Here is a 12,959-nt window from a genome sequence, read left to right as displayed (position 1 = left end):
TGCATCTCCGGATCGCGTTGCTGCTCTTTGTTCTTGGTCGAGCTGGGTGCCTCAATGATGGTGGCATCGACCAAGGTGCCTTGAGTCATCATGACGCCTGCTTCGGCCAGCCAGCGATTGATGGTCTTGAACAATTGGCGGGCCAGTTGATGCTGCTCCAGCAGGTGGCGGAAATTCATGATGGTGGTGCGGTCCGGCAAGGCGCTATCCAGGGATAACCGGGCAAACAGACGCATGGAGGCGATTTCGTACAGAGCATCTTCCATCGCGCCATCGCTCAGGTTGTACCAATGCTGCATGCAGTGAATGCGTAGCATGGTTTCCAGCGGATAAGGTCGCCGGCCATTACCAGCCTTGGGGTAAAACGGCTCGATGACTTCCACCATGTTTTGCCATGGCAGAATCTGCTCCATGCGGGACAAGAAAATCTCTTTTCTGGTCTGACGGCGCTTACTGCTGAATTCACTGTCGGCGAAGGTAAGTTGATGACTCATGATGAACCCTGTTCCATGGCTCCAGATGACAAACATGATCTCATATCAGGGACTTGTTCGCACCTTCCTTAGTATGATTTATGAAATCAGGAAATCTTTTTCTCCATATTTTACAAAACTCATCTGTTATCTTTTGAGGAATTTGTAATATTGGATGTTCGCTATCCTCAGTTATAATTCCAGGGTTATATTTGGCTGGGATTGTTACTTGAGCTAAATGATAATTTGAACTAATAATTTCATGCTCTTTATTAGCCCACAATCCGGCATGTAATAACAAATAATAATCGTCGGTTTTTTTAATCTGCTGATTATTCATCATCATTTCTTTAATATTGAAATCATCTAATGGATATACATCCCATTTTTCATTAAACCTCTGTGCTAAATATGTTGAATAAAATGCCGCGTCCATTTTTGAATAAAATATAGAAATGCCTTCAATATTCTTATCGTATTTTCGCCATAACGGCTCTAACATCTTTTCATTCTTATGTGTAGTCTTATTATGTATTCCAGTGATCCGACCTAAAACCCATAATTCATGCTCGCTTATGTACTGACAAACTTCTCTATTGCTTTGATAGAAATACATTTCAGAAACTTACTCATCGGTTAAAAGAACAATGAAAAACTAATTTTTATATCAATTATGTGATTCCTGTAGCATAAAACATAAAAAAGCCTGAATCTTTTTTTGAATAATTCAGGCTTTCAATAATTAATTTAATTAAATTTTATTTATGAATGCGTTATAATTTTTTTCCGATGCTTTTATTAACATGATTAACGATTTATACGCTCAATTCTCGCTGGCAACCCCTGACGCACAGCGGCTCCTGAAACCCAATCCAGCCAGGTGTTGGCAACCTTTCGTGTCGGATCCGCAAAGCCCAGATCGTTGATATTGATTCCCGACTTTATCTTTTTATCAAATGGCATCGGCTCACCGTCGAGCGTATGCTGCGCAGCGCCCATCTCTTTATGTCCATAGCCATGCTCAATTGCGATTACCCCAGGCATCACGCCCTGCAGTAAGCTGATTTGCGCTTCAACCTGCCCGCCCGGCGTGGTGATGCGAACGGTATCGCCGTGAGATAAACCATAGCGCTTGCCGTCCTGCGGGTTAAGCGCCACCAGATTAACCGGCTTCAGATGATGCAGGCGCGGGATCACCGCTGTGGCGCTGGACATGGTATTCGATTTAAAGGAAATCAGTTTCAACGGCCACTCTTGTTCCGGGAACAACTCCTCAACCGCACGTCCATCAGAGAGGCGCGAAGGATACCACGCCGGACAGCCGCTGTAGCGCTCGCCGGTAATCGCATGACGGTGTGCAGCGACATCCGCATTCCATATTTGCAGCGGTTTTTCCCACGCATTGCCGACGCGGTTATCGACCCGACCACTGTTATCTGGCGCAAAACGGCCACCGCGCGAATAGATAAACGCCACGCGACTCACCTCATCGGTTTTTAACGTTTGGGTCATCACCGGCAAGATTCGTTGCACCCCGGTCAGCGCGATATCCTCTTCCCGTGCCTCCGCCACAGGCGTTTTGCCCATAAAAGCAATGTTGGCGGCCAGCCGCAGATAATAATCTTCGGCGCGGTTGAGCGGATACTGATTGCCCTGCGGGTCGGCAATGGCATTGTCACCAAAGCCGGGGAGACCAATGCGTTTTGCCACCGCGATGCAGAAAGCCTCCATTGAGACTGGTTGACCGTCAGCGGTCTGGCGGGTAGCGGGCCTGACCACGGGCCAGCGGGCGGTGGTGGCTTTACTGGCGACACCGGCCCATGGGGCGCTGAATCCCCAGCTTTCAAAGTTATGCGTGTCCGGTACGATGTAATCCGCCAGCGCGGTTGTTTCGTTCATGAACGCATCAATCGCGATAAACAGCGGCAAACGTGCAGGATCTTTTAGCTTTTCTTCTGCCACACCGCGTAAGCCCGCAATCCCATAAAACGGGTTGGTCATGTTGGAGATCCAGGCCTTTAGCGGATACGGATATCCTTCCAGTGCTGAAACCAGCAATTCGGTAAGCTGGCCTGCGACAAACGGATACCAGGGCGCTTTGGCCGGGAAGGGCGATTGCCCGGCGGCGACTTTGTTGCGGTACTCTTCGGAAGACTCATAGGCTGTCTTGCTGCGGGCGATGCTCAGACCTTTAGGTTTCACCTTCCCGGCAAAACTGTCCATATTGTAGCGCGGGCCGTCAGTTGCGCCGTTGAACTTACCGCCGCCGACGAACACGCCGCCTTCGAGGCTCAGGTTCCCGATCAACGCATTGAGCATCATTACCGACCAGGCATTATAAAAACCGTTACCCGCCATCATCCCACCGTGCGTGATCACTGCTGCTTTTCGTCCGTGACGGGTGAAAGCATCGGCCAGCGCGCCAATGTCTGCCTCAGAAACACCACACTGCTGGCTGTATTGCGCCATTGACAGTTTCTCAGCGGATTCTTTCAGACACTGGAAGCCACTTTTTACCGTGACCGTTTGCCCCCCGGCCAGCGTGACTTCACGGGAGATAAACAGTTGGGCACGTTGGCAACTGCTGGCGGCGACGATCTCACCGGCTTCGTTAATGACTGTTGGTTCGTTGGCGGCGTCTGCGCGTAAATGCGCCAGCGTTAAATGCTGACCGGCGAGCGTTGGAATTTCATCGGTAATGACCAGATGGGTGGCGTTGGTCCAGCTTTTTTCCCCGGCCTGCTTCATGGCCTGTACGTCTGGAATAGCCAGGTAATCAGCGTTATAGCGCTGCTTTTCAATTATCCAGCGGATCATCCCCATCGCCAGAGCGGAGTCCGTCCCTGGGCGTACGGGCTGCCAGTGCCCACGATCGTCGGCAAGCACTGTCGTTAGCGGTAGGGCTGGTGCAACCACAACATAGCGGAAGTCATCACGTAAACGGGCACTGGCGAGTTGCCGTGCCTGGCGTTTAAACGGGTTGCCGGATTGTGCTGGAGACGTCCCCATAAACAACGCAAATTCGACATTATCCCAGTCGGGTTTTACGTGGGTATTTTTATCCAGATCGCCCATCAACGCGCCAGATCCGGCACGATAGGCCAGACCACAGTATGCGCCATGGGCACCGAAGTTTTTGCTGCCGAAACTGTTCAGGGCAAAGCGACGCAAAAATGTATCACGTCCTTCATCACTGGTATTGGTGACCAGTAGCTGATTGGATTTTGGGCCGAAACCGGGGTGTCGGGCATCAATCGGCGTATCGGGATCGTGGATCGCCCGCAGACCGTCAACGTGGCCTTCGCCAAACAGATCGCCGCCTTCCACCACTTCTTTGATCAGTTGCTCAAAGCTGATGCGCTGCCATTTGCCTTCCCCACGTTTACCCATGCGTTTCATTGGCTCCAGAATACGCAGTGGGCTGTACAGGCCTTCAAGTAACGTTGCACCGCGAGCGCAAGCGGTGGAGCGGGCATCAAGGCCGGTTTCGCCCGCCAGTTGTTCCATCGCGGCGGCAAAGGGAACAGAGGAGTCAATGTGGTGTTCGTGAGATAGCGGATGGTACGGGTTGCCCGCAATACGCAACACTTTGCCTTGTTCGTTATCAACACGGACACGCACGCCACATTGCGTCCAGCAGCCGAAACACTGCGTCATGGAGATCACCTGTTGCGGGTTCTGTTGCCAGCGCGTTTGGGCATGTGCTTCGGGGATGAGTGCATTACCAAAGATACGGTCACGGGTTATTTTTCCTGATGTTCCGTCAAGCAAACCATCAATCGCACGCTTTGCCACGTCCCGATAACTCAGGCCGAAGGTCACCATGCCCCCGACGGCTAGACCAACTTTAAGCCACTGACGACGAGTTAAATTAGCCATGTTGCATTCTCCTTGCGATCGCGTTCAGGGCTTCACGAACCATAATGATCAGTGCGACCCACAGGCCAAAAGTGCCAAGAATAGCCAGCCAGCCATCTGTGCCACCGGGCAGGATATAGGGATTAAACTGGGCGTTAAATTTCGGTACGGTCTGTACCTGAATGAGTAATGTCCAGCGCATTAGCCAGCACAATGCCATTGCACTTATTGCCAGCGAAATACGTAATGGCAGTGATAACGGATGGCGTAACACCTGGGCGCAAACGCCCAGTGAGGTAACCCAAAGTGCAATCCAGCCGATGGCGTAATGTCGCGCGGAAGCCGCCACATCCAGCCACTGGCGAATTGCTGACCCCGATAGCGTGTTGCCACTAGCCCATATCACCACCACGATAGCCAGCGCGCACAGCGTGGCTATCTGTCCCCATGCCAGTTTGCGCGGTAATGTTGTCCCTGCGTTTTTCACCGTGGCGATAAGCAGGGCAAGGAACGTTTGCAGGGCACTGAGGAACATCGCTACCGGGAAGGCGTAGCTGAACCAGATCGGACGCGCCTCGACAATCGAGACCTCGCGACCTGTATAGACCAACAGTCCAATCGCCGATAGCGCACTTCCCACGGCCAACCATTTAGTGACGCTGTAACTTTTTGCGGTTAATCGCTTAACCTGTTGTGCGATAAACCACAGCCCTAAAAACCCGGTGAATAGCGGTAAAAACAGCGCGCCCCACGGCATCCACGACCATGGCGTCGGAAAGGCGTAGAAATGCCAGACACGAGCGGTCTGGTGTAAATCAGCGGTCAGCGCCAGCGGCGCGGTAATCGCGCAGGTCAGGGCGATTAACAGCGTCAGGTTTTCCAGTTCCGGCGTCTCTTGTTTGCGCCAGTGGATCACGCAGGCAAACAGTGCGGCGCAGGCGGCAATGCCGATAAAAAAGAAATATTGCACAGCCCAGGGTAACCAGCTTACGTCCTGTGGATGCGTCAGAACCTCTTCGATAATCAAGGTAGGGTTCATTTAAACCTCCTGCCAGAGCGCGGGCTGGGCACGCCCCATTAATGGTGTCACAAAGGCCTCATCCAGGCCCAGATAGAACACGTGCGGCGAGGTGCCACTTTCCGGTTTCAGGACCTTGATGGCGTCATGATGTTGTTGCAGCATTTGAGAAATCCGGCTGTGTGGATCCTTGATATCACCGATGATGCGCGCGCCGCCAACACACGACTCTACGCAGGCCGGGAGCAGGCCCGCTTCCAGTCGATGAACGCAAAAAGTGCATTTATCGGCGGTTTGCGTTTCATGGTTGATAAACCGTGCATCGTATGGGCAGGCCTGCACACAGTAGGCGCAGCCAACACAGCGTGTGTTGTCGACAACCACAATGCCATCTTCGCGCTGGAAGGTGGCCTGCACCGGACACACCGGCACGCAAGGGGGGTTATCACAATGGTTGCACAGGCGCGGCAGCAGGACGTTGGTGACGCTTTGCTGGCCTTCAAGTTGCACCTGATACTGATTAACGTTGGTACGAAACTCACCTTGCGGCGTCTGGTTTTCAATCGCGCAACTCACGGTGCAGGCCTGGCAGCCGATACATCGACGCAGATCGACCAGCATGCCGTAGCGATGCTGGGGCGATCCTTCATGCCGTTCAGGCGAAAAGGGAAACTGGGCCTGTGCGAGGGGAACCAGTGATGCGCCAGCGGTCAGGACGCCCAGTTGCTGGAGAAACTGCCGTTTACTGCTGTCCATATTTTCTCCCGTCACGATGCAACAACGAAACATTGGTCACGCCGTTGATTTGCGTGTGATGAATAAAGAATCTCAATGATTTACAGTGTAAAAATCGTGGCGGGGGCAGCTCTATTGTGGTTAACCACATACCCGGCTTGTTGTTGATCTAAAACAACATAATTGACAGGGATAATTCAGTGGGATGTAACGTCGTTCGATGTCTGACGCTATTGGCCTCCGTGTGGATGCTCGGCAGCGTGGCGTGGGCAGGTTCGTGGAATGTGGGTGTTTTGGCGATGCGTGGCGAGGTCTCTACACGTGCCCACTGGCAACCGCTGGAAACCCTGTTAAATCAGCAAATTCCGGGTGAACAGTTTCATATTCAACCGCTGGATCTGCAGCAGATGCAGGAGGCGGTTAACCGTGGAACCGTCCAGTTTGTGGTCACCAATCCGGCGCAATTCGTGCAGTTAAACAGCCATGCAGCGCTTCGCTGGCTGGCATCATTACGCTCCACTCGTGGCGGAAAGGCAACCAGCAACGTGATTGGCAGTGCGGTCCTCGTCAGGCGCGACAGTGGGATTGTGAATGCACATGATCTGATTGGTAAAACGGTAGGTGCCATTGATGCTCAGGCATTTGGCGGTTATTTGCTGGGATACAAAGCGCTCAGCGATGCGGGATTGCGCCCTGAACGTGATTTACATCTGACGTTTACCGGCTTTCCTGCCGATGCCTTGCTGTATTTATTACGTGAAAAAGCGGTTCAGGCGGTGATTGTGCCCGTGTGTCTGCTGGAAAAAATGGATGAAGAAGGGCTAATCCGCAAAGCGGACTTTAGGGCCGTGATTAGCTATCCAACGTCAATTCCTTGCGTAACCAGCACGCCGCTCTATCCTGACTGGTCGTTTGCTGCCTTGCCCGCGGTCAGTGATGAAATGGCCGATCGTGTCACGCGGGTACTGTTTAACGCGCCACAAAACGCTGTCTTTCGTTGGGGCGCGCCGGCCTCAACCCGCGAAGTAGAAGCTTTGCTGCGCGATGTCCGCCAGCACCCACAGCAGCGCCAATTGTGGCTGGATGTCAAAAGCTGGTTTATTCAACATCGTCTGGCCATGGGGGCGGCGGGTATTGTCCTGTTGTTGCTGACGCTCAATTACATCTGGGTCATGCTGCTGGTCCGCCGACGTGGAAGACTGCTTGAGCGTAATAATGTGCTGTTGCGTAAACAGGAACAGGCGCTGGAAACCGCGCGTCAAATGAGCGTGCTGGGCGAGATGACGTCCGGATTCGCTCATGAACTTAACCAGCCGCTTTCAGCTATCCGCCACTATGCACAGGGCTGTCTGATTCGTCTGCGCGGCCAGGATCAGCAGCATCCGCTGTTACCCGCCCTTGAACAGATTGACGTGCAGGCGCAGCGGGGCGCCGATACGCTACGCAATTTACGTCAGTGGGTCAGTCAGGCGCAGGGAAATCCGGTGATGACTGACGACTGGGAGCCCATTAACATTCATGATGCGATCCATCATGTCTGGCAGTTATTACGCATGGCACAGCAATTCCCGACGGTAGCGTTACAAACGCAGGTCGATAATTCGCTCACGGTTACACTGCCGACCGTTTTGCTGGAGCAGGTTCTGGCTAATCTGGTACTAAACGCGGCCCAGGCGGGGGCAAAAACGGTGTGGTTCTCAGCGTGCAGTGAGGAGCATGGTGTGCGTATCCTGGTGCAGGATAACGCCGGAGGGATCGACGATGCGCAGTTATATCAGGCATTCCAGCCCTTTATGACCACCCGTAAGGAAGGGATGGGACTCGGGCTGGCCATTTGTCAGCGACTGGTTCGCTATGCAAATGGCGACATTAGCATCAAAAATCACCCAGCGTCTGACGGTCTGGCGGGCGTAGCGGTGACATTACATTTTAAGCAAACACAGGAAGGAGGGCGTCGTGGCAATAATTCATCTGTTGGATGACGATGTAGCGGTTACTCAGGCCTGTGCATTTTTACTGGAAAGTATGGGGTATGAGGTACGCTGCTGGGAGCAGGGTGAAACATTTTTGGCTCAGGCCGATCTGCATCAGGTCGGCGTATTACTGCTGGATATGCGCATGCCGGTACTGGATGGACATGCCGTGCATGAAGCAATGCGTCAGCGCGAGAGCACCCTGGCGGTGGTATTTCTTACCGGGCATGGTGATGTGCCCATGGCGGTTGAACAAATGAAGCGCGGAGCCGTCGATTTCTTACAGAAGCCGGTTTCAGCCGCGCCGCTACAGGCTGCGCTGGAAAATGCTGTGCAGGCCTCGGTAGCGGCTTTTTCGCGACAGGAAATCGTTGCTTGCTATCAGCAACTTACCCCGAAGGAGCGAGAACTGGCGAATCTGGTTGCAAAGGGGTTGATAAATCGGGAAATCGCCGATGCCATGAATATTGCCGTTCGCACGGTTGAAGTGCATCGGGCGCGGGTGATGGAAAAAATGCGGGCCGGAAGCCTCGCCGAGCTGGTAAATCGACTTCAGCGGATCCAGTAAAATTTTGATATTTATTTGATTTTCATTGGATTTTGTCTAATTTGCCAGAGTGATATATGCTGTGGGTTTGAGTTAATGACGAGCGGGTGAATATGGGAAATCAAACCAAAGACGACGAGCTGTACCGCGAGATGTGCAGAGTAGTCGGTAAAGTAGTGCTGGAAATGCGCGATCTGGGGCAAGAGCCTAAGCATATCGTCATTGCTGGCGTACTGAGAACAACCCTCGCCAATCAGCGTGTGAAGCGCAGTGAGTTAGAAAAACAGGCCATGGAGACGGTGATTAAAGCGTTGGCCGGTTAATCCATAAAAGAGGGCGGTAGAATTATTCTGCCGTCCTCTTATTTTATTCTTCGTTATCTTCCAATAAATATAATTTAGTTCGGTCACTAAAATTACGCATTGCGCTATATATTTAATTATATATCGAATGGTATATAACACAATATTTGTGATTGCACTCCCAAATATTTTCATGCATATGAAATATTATTTCAATCTCGCTTAATGATAATAAATATCACTCCACATTAATTATTTTCCTTCCGATTTTTAATTGATAACGATCAAGGTTACAGGGGGAGAATAACCACATTATTTATCTGCCTAACCCTAAAGGATTATACCCGAGTTTAGGGTATGGATTGATTCAGTTTAACCACCGTCATCTGTGCGATCAGGTTAGGGCAAAAATTCACGTGTTGTTGGCAACATTTATGGCCGATTTGACCTGATCTGCATTCATTAAAATTAGCCTGGATCTGTTGCTACTACAGCGTTTGCGAAGAGGATGCGAAATAAATGAACCAGGTTGATCGTCCATTTTTAGATTGTGGTTTAACGCGGCTTGAATTTCTGCGTATATCAGGGAAGGGTCTGGCAGGATTAACGATTGCCCCCGCTCTGCTATCCCTTTTTGGTTGCAAGCAGGAAGATATCGATAGCGGCACAGTCGGACTTATCAATACGCCGAAAGGGGTGCTGGTGACTCAACGAGCCCGCTGTACTGGCTGCCACCGCTGTGAAATTTCCTGTACTAATTATAACGATGGCGCTGTTGGCACCTTCTTTTCCCGCATCAAAATTCATCGTAACTATTTCTTTGGCGATGATGGTGTTGGGTCCGGTGGCGGGTTGTACGGCGATTTAAACTACACCGCAGACACCTGCCGTCAGTGTAAAGATCCCCAGTGCATGAAAGTTTGCCCGATTGGCGCAATTACCTGGAAACAGGAAGACGGTTGCATTGCCGTAGATCATAAACGCTGTATTGGCTGCAGTGCCTGTACCACGGCCTGCCCATGGATGATGGCGACCGTTAATACCGTAACGAAGAAATCCTCAAAATGTGTTTTATGCGGGGAATGCGCTAATGCTTGTCCGACAGGGGCATTAAAAATTATTGAGTGGAAAGATATTACTGTTTGATGGATAGCAGGGCTGCCTGATACGCGTCATTTAATGCCGGAAAATTGCAGTTTTTGAATAAAAGAACTGCCTGAAAGGTGGCGAGTATATCTATCGGACCTTCTTGCAAAGGAAAACATGATGGCTAATGGTTGGACAGGTAATATTTTACGGGTCAATCTCACCACGGGTAATATCACCGTTGAAGATTCCAGTAAATTTAAGAAATTTGTCGGTGGGATGGGCTTTGGCTATAAAATTATGTACGACGAAGTCCAGCCAGGCACCAAACCTTTTGATGAAGGAAATAAGCTGGTTTTCGCGACCGGGCCGCTAACCGGTTCGGGCGCGCCCTGCAGTTCTCGCGTTAATATCACCTCATTATCGACATTTACCAAAGGCAATTTAGTGGTCGATGCCCATATGGGCGGTTTCTTTGCCGCACAAATGAAATTCGCGGGTTACGACGCCATTATTATCGAAGGGAAATCACCTTCTCCGGTCTGGATCAACATCAAAGACGATAAGGTCAGCATCGAAAAAGCGGACTTCATATGGGGTAAGGGTACGCGCGCAACCACTGAAGAAATTTGCCGTATCACCAGCCCGGAAACGTGCGTTGCAGCTATTGGTCAGGCGGGTGAAAACCTTGTTCCGCTTTCCTGCATGATTAATAGCCGTAACCACAGCGGCGGAGCCGGCACTGGCGCAGTCATGGGGTCGAAAAACCTGAAGGCCATTGCGGTAGAAGGGACCCAGGGGGTCAATATTGCCGATCGCAAAGAGATGAAGCGGCTTAATGACTACATGATGACCGAGCTAATCGGCGCCAACAACAACCATGTTGTGCCGAGCACGCCGCAGGCCTGGGCTGAATACTCTTCACCTAATTCGCGCTGGACGGCTCGCAAAGGGTTGTTCTGGGGCGCTGCGGAAGGAGGGCCAATCGAAACGGGGGAAATTCCACCGGGAAACCAGAATACGGTCGGTTTTCGTACCCATAAATCCGTGTTTGATCTCGGCCCGGCCGCTGAGAAGTATACCGTCAAAATGAGTGGCTGCCATTCATGTCCAATTCGCTGTATGTCGCAACTCAATGTTCCCCGTGTGAAAGATTTTGGTGTGCCAAGTACCGGCGGGAATACCTGCGTGGCGAACTTTGTACACACCACTATTTTCCCGAATGGGCCGAAAGATTTCGACGATAAAGACGATGGGCGCGTCGTAGGAAACCTGGTTGGCCTGAACCTGTTTGACGATTATGGCATCTGGTGTAACTACGGGCAGTTGCACCGTGACTTTACTTACTGCTACTCCAAAGGCGTCTTTAAGCGAGTGTTACCTGCGGCAGAGTATGCAGAGATCCGTTGGGATCAACTGGAAGCAGGCGATCCGAACTTTATCAAAGATTTCTACTATCGACTGGCGCATCGCGTGGGTGAACTCAGCCACCTGGCAGATGGTTCCTACGCGATTGCAGAACGCTGGAATCTGGGCGAAGAGTACTGGGGTTACGCGAAGAACAAACTATGGTCGCCGTTTGGTTTCCCTGTTCACCATGCGAACGAAGCCTCGGCGCAGGTGGGGGCGATCACCAACTGTATGTTCAACCGCGACTGTATGACGCATACCCATATCAACTTTATCGGCTCCGGTTTACCGCTGGCGCTACAGCGTGAAGTAGCGGGCGAACTGTTTGGTTCACAGGATGCCTACGATGAAACCAAAAACTATACCCCGATTAATGCCGCCAAAATCAAATACGCCAAATGGACGCTGCTGAAAGTCTGTCTGCACAATGCGGTTACGCTGTGTAACTGGGTCTGGCCAATGACGGTTTCACCACTGAAGAGTCGAAACTATCGTGGAGACCTCGATCTGGAAGCGAAATTCTTCCAGGCCGTAACGGGGGATGAAACAACTCAGGCGAGTCTGGATTTGGCCGCGGAGCGCATTTTTACCCTGCACCGTGCTTATACAGTCAAGTTGATGCAAACCATGGATATGCGTAATGAGCACGACCTGATCTGCTCCTGGGTGTTTGATAAAGATCCGAAGATCCCAGTCTTTACCGAAGGGACCGACAAGATGGACCGGGAAGATATGCGTCAGTCGCTTACGATGTTCTATCAGGAAATGGGCTGGGACCCGGCGTTGGGCTGCCCAACTCGCGACACCCTTCACCGCCTCGGCCTTGAGGATGTGGCAGCCGACCTGGCTGCACACAATCTGTTGCCGGCGTAAGGAACGCAGATGACGTACGTGAGTAACGACCTGGCCGCTGCAGAGGATGTGCATGGTGATGACGTGGATAGCCAAAAGAGACAGTGGCTGCACGCGTTACACCAGCCTGTCGCACACCAGAGTTCGTCATTAATTCAGGAACCCACCAGTCCGGAGTCGATAGTGGCGGATTTTATCCGCCAGCATTCTGCTTCAGGTCAACTGGTGGCACGCAGCGTGTTTCTGCTGCCACCTTATTCGGTTCCTGAAAGTGACCTGGCTATGCTGCTGGACGCGATGTGTCAGCACGCATCCGACGCAGATATTCTCTGTATCCAGGGCTCAGAGGATACCTACTTCTACTCGACGCAAACCATGACGGCAAACTACGCCGAGATGTGTGTGCAGGTGGTGGAAAATGATATCTGCCGTGCCATTGCAGAAGCGGTACGTTTTGACTGCCAAACGTATCCTCGCCCCTATAAGGTCGCCATGCTGGCGCAGCCGCCATACCACTTTGCACCTGAGCAGGTTACGGCGGCGCTCACGGCAATGGAAACGCATCCTGATTATGCAGACATACGTGCTGTGGAATCGTCGAATGCGGAACCTTATCTGTTTAGCGAGCGCTTTATGAGTTACGGCAAAGCGTATGGCCTGTGCGAATGGCTTGAGGTTGAGCAGTATCAGAACCCCTGAATTTTT

10 protein-coding genes and 1 pseudogene are annotated in these 12,959 nt (G+C 51.7%); 6 read left to right on the top strand and 5 right to left on the bottom strand.

Annotated elements, in window-relative coordinates; translation table 11 throughout:
- From OGY19_RS15130 to ttrB, 5 genes and pseudogenes are all read right to left on the bottom strand, one after another.
- Positions 1–494: pseudogene (locus OGY19_RS15130) on the bottom strand (IS5-like element IS5B family transposase); the annotation flags it as partial.
- A 40-nt stretch (positions 495–534) separates the two neighbouring features.
- Positions 535–975, bottom strand: a complete 441-nt coding sequence (locus OGY19_RS15125; protein WP_286596747.1) for a hypothetical protein — start codon at positions 973–975, stop codon at positions 535–537.
- A 305-nt stretch (positions 976–1,280) separates the two neighbouring features.
- Positions 1,281–4,352: a tetrathionate reductase subunit TtrA gene (ttrA, locus tag OGY19_RS15120; protein ID WP_115602113.1), complete on the bottom strand. Its 3,072-nt coding sequence runs from the start codon at positions 4,350–4,352 to the stop codon at positions 1,281–1,283.
- A complete protein-coding gene (gene ttrC, locus OGY19_RS15115) occupies positions 4,345–5,370 on the bottom strand; it encodes a tetrathionate reductase subunit TtrC (RefSeq protein WP_115602112.1) in 1,026 nt (341 codons plus the stop codon). The genes ttrA and ttrC overlap by 8 nt, the downstream gene beginning before the upstream one ends.
- A complete protein-coding gene (gene ttrB, locus OGY19_RS15110) occupies positions 5,371–6,105 on the bottom strand; it encodes a tetrathionate reductase subunit TtrB (protein WP_005122827.1) in 735 nt (244 codons plus the stop codon).
- Positions 6,106–6,332: 227 nt separating this feature from the next.
- Here ttrB and ttrS point away from each other — a divergent pair, with 227 nt between their 5' ends.
- The 6 genes from ttrS (at position 6,333) to OGY19_RS15080 (ending at position 12,953) form a co-directional block, all read left to right on the top strand.
- Positions 6,333–8,066: a tetrathionate respiration histidine kinase TtrS gene (ttrS, locus tag OGY19_RS15105; protein ID WP_115602415.1), complete on the top strand. Its 1,734-nt coding sequence runs from the start codon at positions 6,333–6,335 to the stop codon at positions 8,064–8,066.
- Complete coding sequence (gene ttrR / locus OGY19_RS15100; protein WP_061067811.1) at positions 8,041–8,625, top strand: tetrathionate respiration response regulator TtrR; 585 nt, start codon at positions 8,041–8,043, stop codon at positions 8,623–8,625. Before ttrS ends, ttrR begins: the two co-directional genes overlap by 26 nt.
- 92 nt (positions 8,626–8,717) lie before the next feature.
- Complete coding sequence (gene fumD / locus OGY19_RS15095) at positions 8,718–8,927, top strand: fumarate hydratase FumD (protein WP_040233753.1); 210 nt, start codon at positions 8,718–8,720, stop codon at positions 8,925–8,927.
- A gap of 498 nt (positions 8,928–9,425) precedes the next feature.
- The gene (locus OGY19_RS15090; RefSeq protein ID WP_048211828.1) at positions 9,426–10,052 is read left to right on the top strand and encodes a ferredoxin-like protein; all 627 of its coding nucleotides are present in this window, start codon (positions 9,426–9,428) and stop codon (positions 10,050–10,052) included.
- 120 nt (positions 10,053–10,172) lie between these two features.
- Positions 10,173–12,275, top strand: a complete 2,103-nt coding sequence (locus OGY19_RS15085; protein ID WP_048211827.1) for an aldehyde ferredoxin oxidoreductase — start codon at positions 10,173–10,175, stop codon at positions 12,273–12,275.
- Positions 12,276–12,284: 9 nt separating this feature from the next.
- Positions 12,285–12,953 (top strand): YdhW family putative oxidoreductase system protein, encoded by a 669-nt coding sequence (locus tag OGY19_RS15080; protein WP_115602111.1) that lies wholly within the window; start codon positions 12,285–12,287, stop codon positions 12,951–12,953.
- Positions 12,954–12,959 lie beyond the last annotated feature (6 nt).

The sequence above is a fragment of the Citrobacter sp. Cy070 genome (assembly GCF_030332245.1).
In the GTDB taxonomy this organism is placed as follows: Bacteria; Pseudomonadota; Gammaproteobacteria; order Enterobacterales; family Enterobacteriaceae; genus Citrobacter; species Citrobacter youngae.
Note: the sequence above shows the minus strand (reverse complement) of the source record. Positions and strands in the feature narration are given on the sequence as shown.